The 20483-nt window shown below is 32.9% G+C and carries 17 protein-coding genes and 1 tRNA gene; 10 read left to right on the top strand and 8 right to left on the bottom strand.

Translation table 11 applies throughout. The features are described from left to right. The first annotated feature begins 8 nt into the window (after positions 1–8). From BKM63_RS11665 to BKM63_RS11635, 7 genes are all read left to right on the top strand, one after another. Complete coding sequence (locus tag BKM63_RS11665) at positions 9–383, top strand: diacylglycerol kinase (protein WP_071636765.1); 375 nt, start codon at positions 9–11, stop codon at positions 381–383. Positions 384–395: 12 nt separating this feature from the next. Then, positions 396–2840 carry a DNA translocase FtsK gene (locus tag BKM63_RS11660; protein ID WP_071636764.1) on the top strand — a complete coding sequence of 815 codons (2445 nt, stop codon included), beginning with the start codon at positions 396–398 and terminating at the stop codon, positions 2838–2840. Positions 2841–2847: 7 nt separating this feature from the next. Then, entirely contained in the window at positions 2848–3540 is a 693-nt protein-coding gene (locus BKM63_RS11655) for a LolA family protein (protein WP_123907072.1), read from the top strand. Positions 3541–3548: 8 nt separating this feature from the next. Next, complete coding sequence (locus BKM63_RS11650; RefSeq protein ID WP_071636763.1) at positions 3549–5009, top strand: LptF/LptG family permease; 1461 nt, start codon at positions 3549–3551, stop codon at positions 5007–5009. Positions 5010–5011: 2 nt separating this feature from the next. Beyond that, positions 5012–6142 carry a 3,4-dihydroxy-2-butanone-4-phosphate synthase gene (gene ribB / locus BKM63_RS11645; protein ID WP_071636762.1) on the top strand — a complete coding sequence of 377 codons (1131 nt, stop codon included), beginning with the start codon at positions 5012–5014 and terminating at the stop codon, positions 6140–6142. 3 nt (positions 6143–6145) lie between these two features. Continuing rightward, entirely contained in the window at positions 6146–6544 is a 399-nt protein-coding gene (locus tag BKM63_RS11640; protein ID WP_071636761.1) for an acyl-CoA thioesterase, read from the top strand. 139 nt (positions 6545–6683) lie between these two features. Next, positions 6684–6768: transfer RNA gene (locus tag BKM63_RS11635), tRNA-Ser, on the top strand. 499 nt (positions 6769–7267) lie between these two features. Here the strand turns inward: BKM63_RS11635 and BKM63_RS11630 are convergent. The 5 genes from BKM63_RS11630 to BKM63_RS11605 form a co-directional block, all read right to left on the bottom strand. Further along, positions 7268–7822, bottom strand: a complete 555-nt coding sequence (locus BKM63_RS11630) for a hypothetical protein (RefSeq protein ID WP_071636760.1) — start codon at positions 7820–7822, stop codon at positions 7268–7270. A 13-nt stretch (positions 7823–7835) separates the two neighbouring features. Further along, a complete protein-coding gene (locus BKM63_RS11625) occupies positions 7836–8621 on the bottom strand; it encodes a hypothetical protein (RefSeq protein WP_071636759.1) in 786 nt (261 codons plus the stop codon). An 18-nt stretch (positions 8622–8639) separates the two neighbouring features. Then, positions 8640–9275 carry a hypothetical protein gene (locus BKM63_RS11620; RefSeq protein WP_071636758.1) on the bottom strand — a complete coding sequence of 212 codons (636 nt, stop codon included), beginning with the start codon at positions 9273–9275 and terminating at the stop codon, positions 8640–8642. A gap of 763 nt (positions 9276–10038) precedes the next feature. Then, entirely contained in the window at positions 10039–10518 is a 480-nt protein-coding gene (locus BKM63_RS11610; RefSeq protein WP_071636756.1) for a HEPN domain-containing protein, read from the bottom strand. After that, positions 10515–11627 carry a DUF262 domain-containing protein gene (locus BKM63_RS11605; protein ID WP_071636729.1) on the bottom strand — a complete coding sequence of 371 codons (1113 nt, stop codon included), beginning with the start codon at positions 11625–11627 and terminating at the stop codon, positions 10515–10517. The genes BKM63_RS11610 and BKM63_RS11605 overlap by 4 nt, the downstream gene beginning before the upstream one ends. A gap of 238 nt (positions 11628–11865) precedes the next feature. Here BKM63_RS11605 and BKM63_RS11600 point away from each other — a divergent pair, with 238 nt between their 5' ends. The 3 genes from BKM63_RS11600 to BKM63_RS11590 are packed head-to-tail and all read left to right on the top strand — an operon-like array spanning position 11866 to position 15350. Then, on the top strand, positions 11866–13434 hold the full coding sequence (locus BKM63_RS11600; RefSeq protein WP_071636728.1) for an Eco57I restriction-modification methylase domain-containing protein: 1569 nt from the start codon (positions 11866–11868) through the stop codon (positions 13432–13434). Between the two features lie 6 nt (positions 13435–13440). Next, positions 13441–14562 carry a DUF262 domain-containing protein gene (locus tag BKM63_RS11595; RefSeq protein WP_083572222.1) on the top strand — a complete coding sequence of 374 codons (1122 nt, stop codon included), beginning with the start codon at positions 13441–13443 and terminating at the stop codon, positions 14560–14562. Next, positions 14559–15350 (top strand): MAE_28990/MAE_18760 family HEPN-like nuclease, encoded by a 792-nt coding sequence (locus BKM63_RS11590; protein WP_071636727.1) that lies wholly within the window; start codon positions 14559–14561, stop codon positions 15348–15350. Before BKM63_RS11595 ends, BKM63_RS11590 begins: the two co-directional genes overlap by 4 nt. Positions 15351–15862: 512 nt before the next feature. Here the strand turns inward: BKM63_RS11590 and BKM63_RS11585 are convergent. From BKM63_RS11585 to BKM63_RS11575, 3 genes are all read right to left on the bottom strand, one after another. Further along, entirely contained in the window at positions 15863–17665 is a 1803-nt protein-coding gene (locus tag BKM63_RS11585; protein WP_071636726.1) for a glycoside hydrolase family 2 protein, read from the bottom strand. Between the two features lie 187 nt (positions 17666–17852). Then, complete coding sequence (locus tag BKM63_RS11580; protein WP_071636725.1) at positions 17853–19262, bottom strand: hypothetical protein; 1410 nt, start codon at positions 19260–19262, stop codon at positions 17853–17855. A gap of 91 nt (positions 19263–19353) precedes the next feature. After that, positions 19354–20256: a PKD domain-containing protein gene (locus BKM63_RS11575; RefSeq protein WP_071636724.1), complete on the bottom strand. Its 903-nt coding sequence runs from the start codon at positions 20254–20256 to the stop codon at positions 19354–19356. Positions 20257–20483: the final 227 nt, after the last annotated feature.

The following is a 20483-nucleotide window of genomic DNA, read 5'->3' as shown; positions in this document are numbered from 1 at the left end:
TCCAATAAATGGATTTTCAAAAAGATAATACCTTTGTTACAGGTCGGCTAAAGAGCGTGACTTATGCTTTTAAAGGAGCTGTAAAACTTATCAAAACAGAACACAGCGTTATGGTTCAATTCTCATTGGGAATTATTATGACCATTGCGGGGTTCTATTTTCATATTTCTCAAACCGAATGGCTTTGTCAAACCTTAGCCATAGGTTTGGTTTTAAGTGTTGAAGGATTAAATACGGCTGTTGAAAAAATTGCCGATTTTATCCACCCCGATTACAGCAAACGTATTGGGTTTATTAAAGATATTGCTGCGGGAGCGGTATTTTTTGCCGCCATGACAGCAATAGCAATTGGCTTGATTATTTATATTCCAAAATTTATATAGGCGGAAGCAAGAATGGCAAAAACAAAAAAAGAAACTGTAGACAAAAAAACCGAATCAAAAGTCGCAAGCATCAGATCTTGGACATTATCCAAACAACAAAAATTTGTGTTGGGCTGCCTTTTGGTACTCTTTTCTATTGCGTTACTGGTTGCATTTATTTCTTTTTACGTAAATGGACAATGGCAGACCGATCAAAGTGCGGTTAGCCAGCTCGGAGATCGTGAAGAAGTGGTACAAAACTGGCTCGGAAAATTCGGAGCTTTTCTTGCCGATTTAATTGTTTACCGTGGTTTCGGAATCGCATCTTTTATAATTGTTCGTTTATTCTTTTTAACCGGATTATTTCTGGCATTAGAACTTTCGACCAAAAAATTAAAAAACACCTGGTTCTGGGATTTATTTGCCATTATTATTGTCTCTGTTTTATTTGGATTTTTCGCAACTTCGGCACCGGAATTAGGCGGAACGATTGGTTATGAACTCAATCTTTTCCTTCAGGATTATATAGGAAAAACAGGAACTTTACTGACTCTGCTTTTCGGGTTGATTGTTTATTTGATTTTTAAAATAAAATTATCTCCGGAAAAAATTCAATCTTATTTTGATTCAACTAAAAAAGAATTCAAGTCAGAATTGGGGTCCTTAAAACCAACTCCGCAGCCAGAGAGTGCTTATAATTTAGAGGAATTTGCAATTGAAGAAGATCCTGAGTTAGATAATATTCATCTAAAAACAGAAGATACCCAATTCGAAATCAACAAAGAAGCTTTAAAACCAACGATTAACCATTCATCAGAAATTGATTTGAATCCGGTGGTAAAACCGCTTCAAATGAATATCAATCCGGTAACAGAAACTCCGGCTCATAACGAAGAATTTGTTATAGAAAAAGCCGAAGAAGAGGACATTATCGAAGAAAACCTTGCCTCTCGCCTGGTTGCAGATTTTGGGCTGTTTGATCCAACTTTGGATTTATCGAATTACAAATTCCCAACCATCGATTTACTAAAGGAATATTCGACTGGAGGAATTACAATTAACCAAGAAGAATTAGAAGAAAATAAAAACAAGATTGTAGACACACTTCGTAACTACAAAATTGAAATTGCACAGATTAAAGCCACTGTTGGGCCATCTGTTACGCTATACGAAATTGTACCGGAAGCTGGTATCAGAATTTCTAAAATTAAGAGTTTAGAAGATGATATTGCCCTGTCGCTTTCGGCATTGGGAATTCGTATTATTGCACCAATTCCAGGAAAAGGAACAATTGGTATCGAGGTTCCGAATAAGAATCCAACCATGGTTTCAATGAAAAGCGTTATTGGTTCTGCAAAATTCCAGGAAGCTGAAATGGAACTGCCAATTGCTTTAGGAAAAACTATTTCTAACGAAACTTTTGTTGTTGATTTAGCAAAAATGCCTCACTTATTGATGGCAGGAGCAACAGGACAAGGAAAATCAGTTGGATTAAATGCGGTTTTAACTTCGCTTTTATACAAAAAACATCCGGCCGAAGTAAAATTTGTTTTGGTCGATCCAAAAAAAGTAGAACTTACGCTTTTCAATAAAATTGAAAGACATTATTTAGCCAAACTTCCAGATACTGAAGACGCTATTATTACAGACAACGCAAAAGTAGTAAACACTTTGAATTCACTTTGTGTTGAAATGGATAACCGTTATTCTTTATTAAAAGATGCGATGGTTCGTAATATTAAGGAATACAACGAAAAATTCAAATCGAGAAAATTAAATCCGGAAGCCGGCCACCGATTCTTACCTTACATCGTTTTGGTTGTCGATGAGTTCGCCGATTTAATTATGACAGCAGGAAAAGAAGTTGAAATTCCGATTGCACGTCTGGCCCAATTAGCACGTGCTATTGGTATTCACTTAATTATTGCCACACAAAGACCATCGGTAAACGTCATTACTGGTTTGATTAAAGCGAATTTCCCGGCGAGAATTGCATTTAGAGTAACATCAAAAATTGACTCCAGAACAATTCTTGACACGCAGGGAGCTGATCAGTTAATTGGCCGCGGAGATTTACTATACACTAATGGAAACGATGTTGTTCGTGTTCAATGTGCCTTTATTGACACTCCGGAAGTAGAAAAAATTACAGATTTTATAGGTGGACAAAAAGCGTATGCTACGGCTTATTTGCTTCCAGAGTTCGTTGGAGAAGAAACTGGCATTAATCTTGATATGGATATTTCTGAAAGAGATACCTTATTTAGAGAAGCTGCCGAGATTATTGTCAATGCACAACAAGGTTCTGCTTCATTACTGCAAAGAAAATTAAAATTAGGTTACAACAGAGCCGGTCGTTTGATCGATCAGCTGGAAGCAGCCGGAATTGTTGGCCCATTTGAAGGCAGTAAAGCAAGAAGTGTGAACATTTTAGATTTGAGTGCTCTTGATCAATTTTTTAATAATGAACAAAATTAACCCCATCATGAGAACAAAAATTCAGGAAATCAAAAACAATTCTATCACTAACATGACTAAAAAGTGTTTTCAAATAGCTGCTTTATTGCTTTTGAGTTTCATTTCTATTCAGGCTCAGGATAAAAAAGCCAAAGATTTATTGAACGAGGTAACTGCAAAAATAAAAAGCTACGATAATATTGTTATTGATTTTAAGTATTCTCTAAATAACGCAAAAGAAAATATCAATCAGGACAGTAAAGGAAACGTAACCATGAAAGGAAATCAATATGTATTAAATTTTATGGGCGTTACCAAAATTTTTGACGGGCAAAAAACCTATACAATTGTTCCTGAAGACGAAGAGGTTACTGTTTCTAAAGTAAATGAAAAAGACGATAATGCTATTACGCCTTCAAAAATGCTTACTTTCTTCAATTCTGGTTATAAATACAATATGGACATTGTTCAAAATGTGAAAGGAAGAAAAATTCAATACATTAAATTAGCGCCAACAAGCACTAAAGACCAAAGAAAAGAAATTTTATTAGGTATTGATGTTCAGACTAAACACATCTATAATTTGATTGAAACCGGAAAAAACGGAACAAAAACAACTTTAACCGTTAATTCTTTTAAAACCAATCAGCCATTATCAAAAAATCAATTTACCTTTGTAGCGAGTAAATACCCGAAATACTACATCAATAAATTAGATTAATCAGAAGGTTGAAAATACTAGACAAATACTTATTAAAGACATTCTTACTTACATTTACTACGGTATTTGTAATCTTATTTTTCATATTCATACTGCAAACAGTATGGCTATTTATATCAGAACTAGCAGGTAAAGATCTCGACTTAATACTAGTCGTGAAATTCCTGCTTTTTTCTATGCCCCGCATTATTCCGCTGGTTTTACCGCTTTCGGTTCTATTGGCTTCGATTATGACTTTCGGAAATTTAGCCGAAAATTACGAATTCGCAGCTATGAAATCTTCGGGAATATCCCTTCAGAGAGCTATGCGGGTTCTAATCGTTTTTATATTCGTTTTGAGTATAGTAGCATTTTGGTTTGCCAACAATGTTATTCCGTATGCCGAATATAAGTTCGTTAACTTCCGTAAAAACATCGCTCAGGCAAAACCAGCAATGGCAATCGCCGAGGGCCAGTTTAATGATGTTGGCACTTACAACATCAAAGTCAATAAAAAATCCGGCGAAAACGGAAACATCTTAACCGGAGTTACAATTCACGAAAAAGCAGTTAATATTGGCGAAAACAAAACCGTTATTAAAGCCAAAGACGGAGAATTAATAAGTAATGAAAAATCAAGTATTTTAAAACTGGTTTTAAATGATGGTTACTATTACCAAGATGTTACTCCAAAAAAATACGAAGAACGCGCTAAACTGCCCTTTATTAAAGCTGCATTTAGAAAACATATTATTAATATTGATTTATCTGAGTTAAACAAAGTTGATGACAGCAAAGAAAGTATTGCCGGAACAAATGCAATGCTTAATGTAAATGAGCTTCGTTACACTTTAGATTCCTTAAATAAGAATCTGGACAATGAAATCATTTCATTTTCTGAAAACATAAATCAACGTGTTGGAATTAGAAAATCGCTCGCTCCGAGTGAAATTGATAAAGCCAGAAACAAAAAAACGCTTCCAAACGATCTTTTGTCTTTATACACAAATAAGCAAAAATCTGACGTTTTAAAAATGGCCAGCAGTAATGTTACCAGTAACATTTACTCTATTGAATCGACTCAAAAAGATTTAAAAGACAAACAGCGGGACATCAACAAACATTTAACGGCATTGTATGAAAAGTTCGTTATTGCTTTTGCCTGCTTTTTAATGTTTTTTATTGGCGCGCCTCTTGGAGCCATTATCCGAAAAGGAGGACTAGGACTGCCAATCGTTTTTGCTGTTTTAATTTTTATTACTTTCCATTTCATTAATACTTTTGGGAAAAGATTATCACAAGAAGGCGGAATGACACCATTTATGGGATCATGGATGTCCTCTTTCATATTACTCCCGTTAGCTGTATTGTTAACATATCGTGCCACAAACGATAATGGATTAATTAATTTTGATGCGATAACCACTCCTATTTCACAACTATTTCAAAAAATTTCTGAGCGGTTTTCTCCTGCTCAAAACAAACAATAATTATGTCAACAAAAATCCAGCTTAATACCATTGAGGAAGCTATAGAAGATATTCGTCAAGGTAAAGTAATCATTGTAGTCGACGATGAAGACAGAGAGAATGAAGGCGATTTTTTGGCTGCTGCCGAAAAAGTAACCCCTGAAATGATCAATTTCATGGCTACACACGGACGTGGATTAATCTGCACGCCGCTTACGGAAAGCCGCTGCAAAGAACTTGATCTACGTGCTATGGTTACCAATAATACAGATCATATGGAAACTGCTTTTACGGTTTCTGTCGATTTAAAAGGAAATGGCGTAACGACTGGAATTTCTGCATCTGACAGATCCAGAACAGTACAATCATTAGTTGATCCAAATACAAAACCACACGATTTAGCTCGTCCCGGACATATTTTCCCTCTAATTGCAAAACAAGGAGGCGTTTTAAGAAGAACCGGACATACAGAAGCTGCGATTGATTTTGCAAGACTGGCCGGCTTTAAACCAGCTGGTGTTATCTGCGAAATTTTAAATGAAGACGGAACAATGTCTCGTTTGCCGGAACTTATAAAAGTGGCAAAGAAATTTGACTTAAAATTAGTTTCGATTGAAGACTTAGTTGCTTACAGAATGCAGCACGACAGCCTCATCATTAAAAAAGAAGATTTTGATATCGAAACCCGTTTTGGAACATTTAGATTGAGAGCTTACGAGCAAACTACAAATAAACAAATTCATATTGCCCTGACAAAAGGAACCTGGAATCTTGGAGAACCAATCTTAACCAGAATTCACTCTTCGCAGGTAAATAATGATTTATTAGGCACCTTAACTAATAATGCTGAACAGCAATTAGACGACATGTTTAAGGTTATTAATGAGAATGGTAGAGGCGCCGTGATTTTTATTAATCAGGATATGACAGCCGTAAATTTATTAAACCGAATTGCCGAACTTAAATCATTACAATCAAAAGGAACACTAAAAGCGCCTAAGATAATTATAGACAGTAAAGATTACGGTATTGGGGCTCAAATCCTTCACGATATTGATATCTCAAAAATTAGATTAGTTTCGAACACAGAACAAACAAAACGTGTGGGAATGATTGGATATGGCCTTGAAATTACCGAATATGTAACTTACTAATATATGGGAACAGTAGAAGAAAGAATTATAAAATCGGAGACACGTATTTTTAAAGCAGTTTTCCCAAGCACCACCAATCATTACGATACTTTATTTGGTGGAACTGCATTGCATTTAATGGACGAAGTGGCGTTTATATGTGCTACTAGATTCAGCAGAAAGAAAGTTGTAACCATTTCGACTGGCCAAATTGACTTTAAAAAAGCAATTCCGGCTGGAACTTTAATCGAGTTAGTCGCCAAAGTAGATAGTGTTGGAAGAACAAGCTGTAAAATTCACGTTGATATTTTTATGGAACAAATGTATTCTGAACTTCGCGAAACGGTAGTTTCTGGAACTTTTTCGTTTGTAGCTGTAGATGAAAACAAAAAACCAACCCCGATTTTAGATAATTTAGAGTAATTTTTAAAAAAAATAATTTTCAGAAACACTGACAATTAGACACTTAAAAATTAACTTAAAAAAACCGCTGAAAAAGTTTTTATAATCGGAAAAGCGCACTATATTTGCACTCGCAATCACAAAATGATCGCGACATACTGGAGAAATGGCAGAGCGGTCGAATGCGGCAGTCTTGAAAACTGTTGACTGTAACAGGTCCGGGGGTTCGAATCCCTCTTTCTCCGCTGAAAGCTTAAAAAGAGACTTTTCAAAGTTTGTAAAAAAGCTAAAAAATTTATAAACCCTGCAGATCATAACATTTGCAGGGTTTTGTATTTTATAAACATTTGCAAAAACACTCATAAATTTTCTGTGACAATCATGGCACAGCTTCAAGAAATCCAAGGTGTGCCATAAAACTTCACCTTATCAAGTAAAACGGACAAATAACATTTACATCGCATTCAACACAAGCATAATTCCACATTAACCCAGTCTATTAAGTTAATTACGATAGAGAACATCCTTGAGTTATTTTTCATTTTACTCCTCGGAATAATTTAACCTGCGATTTGTAAAAAGTAATTTATAAAATCTTGATGTACACTTTTTATGTGTTGATTCTTATACAGCATCGACAAAGCTATATATTTACTAAGGTCTTAATAATTTCAAACGGAACCATTGTATCCGCACAAGAGTTAAAGGCATACTTATAAATGCAAGTATTGCTTTGATGTTGTACTAGTTATTTTGGATGATATCTTCTGCACTTATACATTCAATTTCCCAAGTGCAAATCTGACGCAACTGAATGCGAAACTCCAGACCAGTAGGTTTTCTGGGAGGCACTCCTTTAACCAAACTATGAGCTTTATTTTCAATCCCATCAATAGTAACTGGGTCATAAACTACGTCACAGTTAAAAGGCGCCTGACGTATTGAACCAACATTCCAAGAAAGAACTCCGTTTCTCTCTGGAATTCTAGCTCTATTTAAAGTATCCTCAGGACTGCTAAATATAGCACGGTCCACCGAGAGTCCGTCATCGCCCTTGGCATCAAAAGCCATGGGCAGAATTTTTTTAATGGGATCTGTCTGAGAAAAATCAATGTGGGCCCGATTGATTCTCATGTAAACATCTTCCACATCTGCAATATTATATTCGTCGTGTAAAAGATCAAAAATTTCTGAGCCCTCAGCTGTCAAAGCAAGACCATTTTCCAGTGGAATATCTGGGCGCTCTTCCGCTCCTGAAAGTAAAGCATCATCTTGGCTATCTGTGTCCGGTATACTCATAAGTCACAAGAATTTAAATATTAACCGGCAGAGGCAGTGTGTTGAAATCAAAATCATTCAACTCAAATTCACCTCCTGATTTCTGCGCGTCACCATAATAAGAATAAAATGTCCCTTTGTTGCTATCTCCGTCGATGTTAAAGAAAATCTTAACCTCAGTATCCTCCCACAAAATATCAATACTTCCATTGGGCCCCTGATAGATTTTTGGCACCTGCATATTTTTTAATAAATTGACACGTATCCATTTGGAAAAACTTAACAGAAACATTACGGCTTTTTCCCAGTTCTCATAGGTGTATCCTGGAGAATTATTCTCGTCCCAGTCATCCTCTAAACCGTAGATATACTTCGATTTCTCTATTGCTTCTTCAAGTAGTAATTCGGGATTTTCATCCCTAGAAATCATAGATTCAGCCAGATCGTATGGGATGTAATTTTCGGTTGGATATATTGAATGTCGCATATAGGCTGGTAATTTGGGCATATTATCAATAGTTGCCGCAATGTGTCCCAATACCATAATATTCGAATCAAATATTCCATCTGAAATTCTTCTTGCATTCATTTTGCCCATAAACAAATTATCAAAGCCCCTCTTTTCCCTGACTGGTTGCATTTTGTAGTGAGACTTTTTGGACACCCATCCACCTGATGAATCTTTTTTAATTCGGCCAGATTCTGAGGCTCCCCCAATGAAATGCAATGATTTTCCAGGAAATAAATTACGCTCCAAATGGCGCTCGTTTTTTGGAAGATAATTTTTTTCTGAATCTAATTTTTGTGTAATATCCGCCATGTATTTTTTTTTAGATTTCTAAAAATCAAACCCCGACTTTTCTTTAATTTGAATTAAGGTTGATTCAGCATATTTTACAGCATTTTTCAAAGCTTCAAACTCAGCAGAATCAAGTGAAAATGACATTTCCTTATCCTGTTCATTTTCCCTGTAATCAATCTTCAACTTATGCACTAAAACGAAACCTTCCAGACCGCTTTTTAGAAAAACAGGTTTTATTTCATGCGTAATTCTAGTATTTGAAATCTGCTTTGAGTTATCAGATATCGCTCCAAGTGCAGCTAATGAAAATAGAATATCCTGACCCGCATTGAAAATGATATCATGTAAATCTTTTAACACAGATTCCAAAGCGTTATCTCTAAAACTCTCTGTCACAGTTAAATATTCCGACAATTCGGCATAAAGCCTTTCGTTATCGTAATTATACGTATCTTTTACTGTAATGAGACTCACGACCAGACCAAAAATCTCTTGGGCTTCACTATAATATAAATCGGAATTTCTAACCAAATGTTCTACAAAATCAATTGGCATCATGCCCTTCTTATAGGCGGACAATTCCTTTAAAAATTGATCCTTTACTCCTTTTTGCAGGCCTGTAAATAAAAGTAATCTCTCAATATCTTCCTCAGGAAATTTTATACTGTCCATATCTTAAAATAATTTTTAATCAAATATATACAATTAGACATTCAAGAATGATTTTTTAATTTAAAATTATGAAAATGGTCTAAAAAAAATTAATGGAACTAAACTACTAAAAAAATAAGAAAAATCTTTTTTTTATCAACTAATTTTTAAAAATGTTTTTACTTTTATACTCTTAACAACTTTATTAGAATACGCTATACAACATTATATGGCTAAAATGAATTAATATCGTTAAATACAAAGTTTCAAATATATACTGTAAACCGAATATTTGGTAAAATTTATCCTCTTCGGCTTTTCTTTTGTAGTTTACGTTTTACAAGAATTTGTTAAATTTAATTTTAAAAAATCTTAGGATTTCTGTTATTAATTTACACATAACAGCGTATTAAATTAACTAAAAGCAAATACTTCCATCAATAGAAAAAATACGAAAAACAATTATTCTTCAAGAAAAATTATAGGATTTGACGCCGACGTTATATTAATTATATACACATAAATAATAATTTCTATCTTTACTTTGGCAAGTGAAAGTGAATCGTGATCATTTGGATTGTCAAGTACATGCCCATGAATTATATTATGTCTCTCCTTTAAAAAATTATTTATAAAATCTTCCCATAGAGTTCTCTTTTTTTCATTTGTTTTCGTCACCGGATTGTAAATGCTTACATCAACAGTATATGGAAACGTTTGAGTAGATTTTTTTGTGTACTTTAATAACTTATTCCTAATTTTTAACATTTTTGTTTTCTGATCCTCAAAAACAACATCTAATTCTGATCCATCTAGCGATGAAAAAAAAAATTTTAATTCCAAATTTTTCTAAAATAGTTTCAAGTATTTGTGGTGTCGGATTTTTATTATCCACAAATAAAAAAGGAAGAGATACTAATTCACACTTATATTCCTTAAAAGCATCCCAAAGTCGATTCCTCAGAGTTTCAGACGACTTATCAGATTCATTTTGATGAATAAAATATCCACAATGAGTCCGAAATATTGCTTTTTTTATTTCATAAAATTTACAATTAGCATTTAAATCATCAATAACATCTTTAGCAATATCTTTATACAATCCTTCAAAATGACTTACAAGCATAACATGAGCTGAGCGACATAGAGATTGATACATTTCGATATCATCTTGATTAAGATAAGCTAATCTTAATAATCTTTCAACTTCATCAAACCTCCTTTCAATTTGCTCAAACCGCAAATTTATATATGTTTGGGTCATCTCAAGATTTCTTTAACTTTTTCAATTCTATATTTAAGTTTTGTTATATCTAGATAACTACCAGAAATAGATTCATAAAATTGTTCCTGCAAAAAAAGGTTTGCAAAATCTTCTTTATGAGAGCTAAATTCTTTGATATTTTCATTAAAAATAAGATCGTGACAACTAATTGCAAGAGCGTCAAAAACAGCAACATTATATTTGGATTGTAATTTTAATTTTCCTTGATCGTTTTTAAATTTCGCAAAAGCCGTTGGTCCAAAGTCGCGATTAATTATTTCAAAAGTTACTTCAAATTTTTCCTTAAGTATTGCCAATTCGATGTCATTAATAGTGGCATAATTTTTCATGGTTTCAGATAAGAAATCAGTAAAACCTCTATCTTTACTTTTCTTATAATTTTCATAGTTATTATTTATTAAAGTAAAAAATCGCAATACAATTTCAACATCTTCCATTTTTTTTACCCTATTATTTTCATCTGGATAAGCTGGATCAATCTGCAAAAGAGTTCTAAAATTGCTGTTGGTACAAAGTCTTTTGCAAAGTTCATTAAACTTTCCACTAAAAACAGCGTTACGTAGTTCTTGAGCTTCTAATTTAACGGATCCGGAATTTAGTCTTTCAAAAATATCAAATTTCACTTGCGAATCAATTGTTGAATCTATTCTCAAGCATTTAACACTTCTTTCCTCTAGTCTTCTAACTAAAAATGGAGGCAAATCTTTGTAATAACAACCATTAAGTTCCTCTAATGCTTCCAATCCAATTAATGCAAATTTATTTTTTAAATAATTAAACATTGCTGTGAGTCGTTGTTGACCATCAATTACAGAAAATCTAAATTCTTCTGTCTCTGAATCAACATCAACGTCTTGCGATATATATATTGTTGGAATTGGTATGTTTAAAATGAGACTCTCTATTAATCTTGATGAAGTTTTTTCATCCCATCTATGTCTTCTTTGATAATCAGGATCTAACTTTATGATTCCTCGCTCAATTTTTTTAATTAATGTTTCTATATCGTATTCAATACTTTGAGTCTTGACAGTACGTTCTTTTGCCTTTTCTTGCAATGAGCTAAGGCTATATTTTAAATTTTCCATAATCAAATATTTAAATTCAAAGATAATTTATTTCTGTAATCCTCGATGAACCAAAATTACAGTATTTAAATTACAACTGTTGGAAGTACATACTATTGTATATGATTCTTATTCTCCCAATCTACCAAGTATATTTTTACAGAATTTTGATATTTTTATAATGTGCTTAAAATCTAAACTATATCACGCCTTTTAGTTCTACATATACTATTTCCCAATTTTACTATATTTGCAAGTAATGAAAGAACACATAAGTACAGAAACTTTAAACCTGGAATCTCCAAGTGACTATTCCGATCGACTTGCAATTCAATATGCAAAATTTGTATCACTAAAGCATAAAAAAGAAAATGGTCAATTTTTTACACCTTCCTCCGTTGCAAATCTCATGGCATCATATTGTGATTACGACGAGAAAACTGTAACAGTATTAGATCCTGGATTTGGTTTGGGAATTTTAACCTGTGCGCTGATCGAAAATCTTATTGCAAAATGTAATCAGATTCGTAATATATCAGTAACTGCATACGAGACTGATTCCAATCTAATTTTCTACTCAGAGCTTGTCCTTAATTACCTAAAAATTTGGCTAAACAAAAAGAATATATCTTTTGAATATAAACTTTGTAATAATGACTTCATATTACATAATCTTACAATTATAAAAAATAATGATTACGAAAAATTCGATGTCATTATTTCCAATCCACCATACTTTAAATTGGGTAAAATGGATGAAAGAGCATTAGCTTCAAAGGGATTTATAAGTGGCGAATCCAATATATATTCGTTATTTATGTCTCTGTCTGTAAAATTATTAAAAAATAACGGAAAATTCATATCCATTACTCCAAGAAGCTTCGCTTCTGGAAAATATTTCAGAGGGTTTAGAGATAGTTTTTTTAATTCAGTCCAAATTGATAATATCCATTTATTTAAATCTCGCAGAGATACTTTTAATAGAGATAAAGTTTTGCAAGAAACTGTCATCATTAAAGCGACTAAAACCAACATATTATTGGATAAAAGAATATCGCTAACTTCAAGTAAGGGTATAAAAGACATTACAGAAAATAAAATAAAAAACTATTTTACTAAAGATTTAATTAACTTAGAATCTGCCGAAAAGATTCTTTATTTGCCAAGTAATAATTGTGAAATCTCCGTATTACAACTTGTAAATTCATGGACAAATCGATTATCTAACCACGATATTCAAATTTCAACAGGTCCTGTTGTATATTTCCGTAACCTAGATCATATCCGATATGAATCTAAAAAACAGACTGATGATATTGCACCTTTATTTTGGCTCCAGAATGTCGAAAAAATGAGTTTAAATTGGCCTAAAATTTTAAAAGAGAAAGGTCAATATATCATCGTCAATAAAGGTTCACAAGCTTCATTGTTGCAAAACAAAAATTATATACTTTTAAGAAGATTTAGCACCAAGGATGACAAAAGTAGATTGATAGCTGCTCCTTATTTTAGTAATTTTATCGAGACACAGTACATTGGAGTTGAAAACAGGGTAAATTACATATACCGGAAAGACGGACATTTAGAAGAAAACGAAGTTTCAGGTTTATGTGGTTTATTAAACAGTGAATTATTTGATACTTATTTTCAAATTTTTAATGGAAATGTAAATGTAAGTGCCACAGAACTTAGAGAAATGAAATTTCCAAGTTTATTTCAAATTAAAGAAATTGGGAACAAAATAATAGAATCGAATGATTATTCTATTTACAATATAAATACCATTGTAAATGAATTTTTTAAATTAGAAAACATATTTCAAAACTAAAAACTTATGCAAAATATTAATCTTTTAATAGAAGAATTGAATACAGGACGTAAAGAAATCAAAACAGATAGTTTTAGTATGTCGATTGGAGAAATTATCAATCTTTACAAAGATGGTGATTTAGAATTAGCACCGGCTTATCAACGCCTATTTAGATGGGATGACCAACAAAAATCGAAATTCATCGAATCTATTTTATTAGGTATACCGTTACCTCCTATTTTCGTTGCACAAAAAGAAAATAGTAAATGGAGTGTTGTCGATGGCCTTCAGCGATTGTCGACGATTTTGCAACTAACTGGAGAACTTCAATATAAAGACCAAGCAACAGGAGAAACTAAAAAAAAAGAACCTCTAAAATTAACCACGACCAAGAAGCTTCCTTCATTAGAAAACTTTACGTGGGAAACTTTAACAGACGATATAAAGAGAACATTAAAAAGAGCTAAGTTTAGTATCAATATAATCCTTACCGAAAATAGCATACAAGCACAGTACGAACTTTTTCAAAGATTAAACACTGGAGGATTACATCTTGAAGCGCAAGAAATTAGAAATTGCTTAATAATAATGCTAGATGAAGATTTCTACAATAAATTGGACGAACTAAAAAGCTATCCAGCATTTAAAAATTCTCTCAATTTACAAGAAGGAAAGTTCAACATTGAATACCATATGGAACTTATTTTACGTTTTTTTATTGCAAAACACAATAACATAGATTTTAGTACGTATCGAACATCCACTCTTCTACTAAGTGATTTTATTGATAATGAAACAATTAAGCTTATAAGTGATGATGATTTCAATCTTGATCAAGAAATACAAATTTTTAAAAGAACATTTGATTTTTTATATAAATCGTTAGGGCATGATGTTTTCAAAAAGTATAACACTGATAAAAACGAATTTGAGAGAGCATTTTCGAATTCAAGTTTTGAAGCAATAGCTTCCGGAGTAGCTCTAAACATAGACAAAATCGAAGACCAAAATGTAGAAGAATTTATCCAAAAGATTAAATCTATGTACTCTAATGATGATTTCTTAGAATTTTCGAAAAGAGGTAATAAAGCAATTTACAGAATGAAAAGTATGATCGATTTCTCAAAGGAATACTTTAAAATATGAAACTAAATAAACTTGAAGAATTACTAGAGGAAGACTTAGGTTGGAGAAAAAAGGAACTTTCTGACTTAATACTCATTGCTAAACAAACTGGTGAAGAAGTAGTGCTAAAATCTATAATCTTACTTCTATATGCTCATTGGGAAGGATATATAAAAAGAAGTAGTAAGTTATATTTAAATTATATTTCTGATTCAAAAAAATTTTTAAATGAACTAACAGAAAACTTTAGAGCAGTTATTCTTAAGGGAATAATAAATCAATGTATTGCATCCAAAGAAGCTTTAACTCTTCAGAATGAACTAATCGTTTTATCAAAATTATCCAATGCTGATAAGATTAAATTTAAAATTAAAACAGGATATAATAACGAAAGTAATGAGCTAGATGTTGAAAATGATTTCGACAATACGATAATAAATACCCATTCTAATCTTAATCCTAAAGTTTTTAAAAATATTTTGTCTGTAATTGGTCTCCAATACAAAACTCAAATTGAATCAAGAGAAAAATATATAGACTCCCATCTTTTGGCTAACAGGAACTCTATTGGGCATGGAAGCAGATTAAAGAAACAAATTAGTGAAGATTTCGCTCTTGAAATTAATGATATTGAAAAATTAAGAGATGTAATATTTTCAATAATTGATAATTTTAGTGATGAACTTGTTGAATATTGTAAAGAAGAATATTTTCTAATTTCGAATCAACACAAACTTACATCATATATCGAGTTAAAAGAGCTAGAATTATCAAATACATTTAAATATATTGATGAAAAATATTCTTAATATCAATGCTTATAAAATATGCAGACATAGCTAATTAAGGATTAAATCATTTACTTACGACTACTACAAAAAGACAATTAATAAAATTCTTTAAGAATAAAAATTTTATTAATCGTTAAAAAATATCAATTTTAGATCTCAAAAGTTCTGAAATTTAAAGTTGACATGTATTTTCTAGCTCTTTATATTATTTCAAATAAATTGATTAAAAATTCAAGGTACACTTTTTTTCTGTGCCTATTCTTAAATAATATATTAAGCCCATTATTTACTAGCGTATTTAATAATTCAATGCAGAACCTCTTCCTCCGCTGAACTTGAAACCTTTAACAAATGTTAGGGGTTTTCTTTTTTTTATTCTTTGCCTTTGACACCTTTTTGCCTTAGCAGAGAAAGAAGGATTCGAACCCGCAAAGAAACTTTAATTACTAAAAACACCAAATTCCTAATACAAAAAACCTCCAAAATCAAAACTGACTTTGAAGGCTTCTCCAACTTTATCTAAATTTCACTTATTTATATTCCTTTTCTTTCTGTGCATACCAGTCTTTCATTACATAAAATGCTTTCTTTTTGATTCCCTGATCTGAAATCAGACCTTTACGGTTAAAGAAATCCTGAATGTTGGGTAACTGTCTGCGTGGTGATCTAAAGTCGACTAAAATCCAGGGCGAAACTCCTGCCAGGCCTTCGATACGATTGAACATTTGCGTGTTTTGAACATATAATTCTTCCTGATATTCTTCGTTCCAGCGTTCTTTTTTATCGCCGTGTAATCCCTGCAAAGCTTCACCGCCAAATTCGCTGATAATTACAGGCTTGTTATACGGAATCACCCATTGCATGTCTTTGCAGGATTCGTTGGTTCCTCTGTACCAGCCGAGATATTGGTTAAAACTTACAATATCTACATATTCGTTCATATTATCATGAAGTGTATTTACATTATTCGGACTTTTGGTGACTTCCATCGCCATACTTATCAAACGGGAATTGTCCTGTGTACGGGCATATTTAGCCAGTTTACTCAGAAAAACATCTCTGTCGTCGCCATGCGGTGTTTCGTTTGCAATTGACCAGATTACGATGCCGCAACGGTTTTTATCCCTGTAAATCATGTCGTGTAATTGACGTTCGGCATTCGCGTATGTATCCGGATTTGTCCATGAAATCGTCCAGTATACCGGAACTTCAGACCAGATCATCAAACCCATTTTTTCGGCTTCTTTTACCATGTTCTCGTTATGCGGATAATGCGCCAGACGAACATAATTACATCCTAATTCTTTTGCCCAGGTCAGCAGGGTAACGGCATCTTCTGTAGACCATGCTCGTCCGGATCTAAAGGGTGCTTCTTCGTGAATACTGATTCCGCGCAAAAAGACTTTTTTTCCGTTCAACAGAATCTCTTTTCCTTTGGTTTCAATGGTTCTAAAACCTATTTTATCTGTAATATTTTCATCGGCTTTATTGATCGCAACCTCGTATAGTTTCGGATTTTCAGGTGTCCATAAAACTGGTTTACTTTTTATTTCAAAATAAGCCATTCCTTTGGCATCGGTAGTAACATTTTTCGTGATTTTCAATTCGGGAATGCTAATCGAAACAGATTGATTTGCAGTTTCGCTATTGAGCTTTACCCAGCCTGAAATTTTTGTTTTGTCTTTTTTATCCAGTTGAACCAGATAATCTTCAATATAAGTATTCGGAACTTGCGCTAAAGTCACATCTCTGGTGATTCCGCCGTAATTCCACCAATCCATGTTTACCGTTGGAACATTGTCTTTATGGCGTTTGTTGTCGACTTTTACTACCACAAAATTATTTCCGTCGATCAGTAAATTGGTTACATCAAAATTAAAAGGTGTATAACCTCCAACATGACTTCCTGCCAATTTTCCGTTTACATATACTTTTGCATCGTAATTGACTGCTCCAAAATGAAGAATACCTTTGGTTTGAGAACTCTTTTTATAATTGAAATCTTTCTGAAACCAAACTGTTCCTTCATAAAAAAACAATCTTTCGTCTTTACTGTTCCAGTCAGACGGAATATCCATCGTGGCCGAAGTTGCAAAATTATATTCGGTTAAATCTGTGGTGTTCCATTTTTTATTTTCGAAAAATCCATTGTTTTTAAACGGCAGTAAACGATAATCGTAATATCCGTTTTCGAGCGGATCTACGATGTAACTCCATTTTCCGTTTAAGGTGATGTTATTTCGAGATGAAATATTAGATAGTAACGGTATTTCCTGTGCCATTGCTTTCCCAAAAACCAGAAAAGTAAAACACAGCATTATTATTTTTCTCATATTCTAAATTGTTTTTTATTTTTAATTATAGTCTAATTAATAAACACATAGAAACATAGTTTTTGTTTGTGGTTAAAGGCGTTTCACTATTTTAAATTCACATAGCTTATCTATGTGTTAGAAACTGGTTTCTTTTTATACTCTTTTTCTATTCTAAAAATCTATGTTTCTATGTGTTTAAAAAAAATTACATCTTATCAAAATAACGCGTCAGTTCAAACGCATTATCGTTGATTATTTTCATCTCTTTTAATAAAGGTTGATAAGGCTCAAATGCACTGTTTACAATACCTTTATTTGAATCTCTGTTTGAATAATCAGTAGTTAAATCCTCGGGATCGTTATCCATATATTTGAACCAATGCCAGCCAACCGAATTTTTATTTTTAAGCAATTCCAACGTGAAATTCTGATAGAAAAGCCCTCTTTCCTTTTGCGTTCGAACCAGCCATCCGGCTCCGGTATTATTGGGCAAACCTGAATCTTCTCCTTTGGTGTACCATTCTGTAATTAAAAACGGTTTTCCTGACCATTCTCCCCAATTATTCATCAATTCCTGACTTGGCTCCCATTTTCTATAATGGTTTATCGAAATGATATCCATGTACTTTCCGGCCACCTTAAAAATCTCCGGATTGGTTAATTCCTGTTCTTTATCCTGATTAAAACGGCATCCTAAATAAAGATGGTTTGGATCTGCTTTTTTAAGCGCCGCCGTTACCTTTTTCATATAAGTTTCAAAATAAAAAGCGGTAAAGGCCATACGATCTTCCTGAGTAATATCTGAGGTTGAAGCGCTAAAACCTTTTCTTTGGTCTAACCATTCTTTCGCAGCAATATATCCCTGTTCATCTTTGGCCAATAAAGTTAAATGTTTATCTAATGCATCGTTATACCAAGGAAGCTCGTTATCAGTAAAATAACCCATCAAATACTTATCATTTTTATATTGAGAAACATCTCTGAACGATTTTTCGATGTAAGCATCAAACTCTTTATCAAAAACCATAACCAAATCAAAACGATAATTCTGCCAGCTGGCTTCTTTGTATTTTCCACCGTATTTTTTAATATGATCAGAATGATACATGCCCATTGGCGAAATAATTACCGTATAAACCAGCGGATTTTCTCCTTTTCTAACTAATTCTACATTTGACCACGCGCCTACTCCGTTAAATCCGTTATCGCGAAGTAATTTTGTTTCTTGTTTGAGCCAGTTTTCAGGACTTCCGAATTTTTTATCAAATGCTTTTTGCTGATTTACAGAACGTCCTGCATTAAAAACGGCAACTCCTTTATAAATAAACGGATAACCTTCGGGATCGATGATCCACCATCTGTTGTCTATTTTTTGGGTTCTAAAAAATCCTGTGGATTCTTTTTGCCAGGTTTTCCATCCTCCGTAAGTTGAAATATCAGGTTGTTTTTTAGGTTTAAATCCGGGTAGTTTGTCGACGGTTTTGGCTTCATAAGAAATCCATTTTGGATCCAGGGCATTTTGTCTGGCTTCGACTTTTTGATATTTAATACTGTTCTGTGCCTGCAAGGAAATCAGGCTGATGCAACAGAACAATACATAAAGGGAATGCTTCATTAAATTCGTTTTTAATTATTTTTTGAAAAACTTAGGAGGTGTTTTTGTAAAGCTTTGTCAAAGTTTTAAACTTTGACAAAGCTTTTTAGGTTTAGTTTTTAGATAAATAGATATGATCAAAATCGAAAACGTAATTATTTAAAGTTCTTATATCTTCGGGATCAACGCTTCTCAATACCAAAATATCTTTGATTTTTGTCAGGTCTAATGCCGGATTTTGTTTTTTGTATTCAGCAATTGGAATTTTAACCATGTTCCAGCTTCCATCTCTTTTTAGTCCGTATAAATTACTTGTGGCATCAAATTCTACATATCCTGTATTAGCGGCATCTTTCATTCTAAATCTGATTTTTCCCGTGCTCGTTGTTCTTACCGCCATATTGATATAAGTGTAAGATGAAATATCTGTGAAATTTACAAACGACAGAATTGCCATTGCCCATTTAGCTTCTGCTGCAGGTGGCGTGGCCGGAAGCGAAAAATTTCTATAAGCGCCTTCATAGCCATCAACTGCAACTTCTTTAATTACAAATTGATTGCTTGAAACCCAGTTTAAAACAGGAGCTATTTTAGTAAAATCAGGGTTTTCAGAATAAATTTTAAGGGCATCAGCCGGAATAACGATTGGTGGAGTTGCAGGCGCTTCAACCTCAACGGCAAAGGTTTTCTTTTCTATAGTATTATCAACAAAGGTGATTTCTAAAGTAGTCGTAAAAGTACCGCCTTTGGTATACTTTACCTCAACCTTTGGGTCTATTGATGAACCAGGCGATCCGCCCTGAAAGATCCATTTTATGGCACGTACTTTTGTCGACGAATCAGTATAAGTTACGGTTTCTCCCGCCTTAACAGAAGTATTGGTAGAAGTGGCTTCTAATTTTCCTTTGTTATAAAGATACACTTCACGTACATCGCTTTCGCAGGAAAACAAACCTATTGAAAGCATTGCAAACAAGTATTTTAATTTAGCTATATGATTTAGTTTTGTGGTCATGATTTCTTTTTTTTGTTATTTTTTTTTAAGAGAATAGAAGAAAGAGTAAAGAGAATAGACTTCTCAGCAAATCTTGATTCTTGTTTTTTTTTAGAGAGAAAAAAGAGCAAAGAATAAAGAAAATAGACTTCTCAGCAAATCTTGATTCTTGTTTTTTTTTAGAGAGAAAAAAGAGCAAAGAATAAAGAAAATAGACTTCTCAGCAAATCTTGATTCTTGTTTTTTTT

Source organism: Flavobacterium johnsoniae, from assembly GCF_001879205.1.
GTDB classification, from domain to species: Bacteria; Bacteroidota; Bacteroidia; order Flavobacteriales; family Flavobacteriaceae; genus Flavobacterium; species Flavobacterium johnsoniae_A.
Note: the sequence above shows the minus strand (reverse complement) of the source record. Positions and strands in the feature narration are given on the sequence as shown.

Excerpts from the sequence above, each read along its gene's own strand:
- BKM63_RS11595 (WP_083572222.1), top strand. The coding sequence starts at position 13,441 with ATGCAAAATATTAATCTTTTAATAGAAGAATTGAATACAGGACGTAAA.
- BKM63_RS11585 (WP_071636726.1), bottom strand. The coding sequence starts at position 17,665 with ATGAGAAAAATAATAATGCTGTGTTTTACTTTTCTGGTTTTTGGGAAA.
- BKM63_RS11600 (WP_071636728.1), top strand. The coding sequence starts at position 11,866 with ATGAAAGAACACATAAGTACAGAAACTTTAAACCTGGAATCTCCAAGT.
- BKM63_RS11630 (WP_071636760.1), bottom strand. The coding sequence starts at position 7,822 with ATGAGTATACCGGACACAGATAGCCAAGATGATGCTTTACTTTCAGGA.
- BKM63_RS11665 (WP_071636765.1), top strand. The coding sequence starts at position 9 with ATGGATTTTCAAAAAGATAATACCTTTGTTACAGGTCGGCTAAAGAGC.
- BKM63_RS11625 (WP_071636759.1), bottom strand. The coding sequence starts at position 8,621 with ATGGCGGATATTACACAAAAATTAGATTCAGAAAAAAATTATCTTCCA.
- BKM63_RS11575 (WP_071636724.1), bottom strand. The coding sequence starts at position 20,256 with ATGACCACAAAACTAAATCATATAGCTAAATTAAAATACTTGTTTGCA.
- BKM63_RS11660 (WP_071636764.1), top strand. The coding sequence starts at position 396 with ATGGCAAAAACAAAAAAAGAAACTGTAGACAAAAAAACCGAATCAAAA.
- BKM63_RS11590 (WP_071636727.1), top strand. The coding sequence starts at position 14,559 with ATGAAACTAAATAAACTTGAAGAATTACTAGAGGAAGACTTAGGTTGG.
- ribB (WP_071636762.1), top strand. The coding sequence starts at position 5,012 with ATGTCAACAAAAATCCAGCTTAATACCATTGAGGAAGCTATAGAAGAT.
- BKM63_RS11605 (WP_071636729.1), bottom strand. The coding sequence starts at position 11,627 with ATGGAAAATTTAAAATATAGCCTTAGCTCATTGCAAGAAAAGGCAAAA.
- BKM63_RS11610 (WP_071636756.1), bottom strand. The coding sequence starts at position 10,518 with ATGACCCAAACATATATAAATTTGCGGTTTGAGCAAATTGAAAGGAGG.
- BKM63_RS11580 (WP_071636725.1), bottom strand. The coding sequence starts at position 19,262 with ATGAAGCATTCCCTTTATGTATTGTTCTGTTGCATCAGCCTGATTTCC.
- BKM63_RS11640 (WP_071636761.1), top strand. The coding sequence starts at position 6,146 with ATGGGAACAGTAGAAGAAAGAATTATAAAATCGGAGACACGTATTTTT.
- BKM63_RS11655 (WP_123907072.1), top strand. The coding sequence starts at position 2,848 with ATGAGAACAAAAATTCAGGAAATCAAAAACAATTCTATCACTAACATG.
- BKM63_RS11620 (WP_071636758.1), bottom strand. The coding sequence starts at position 9,275 with ATGGACAGTATAAAATTTCCTGAGGAAGATATTGAGAGATTACTTTTA.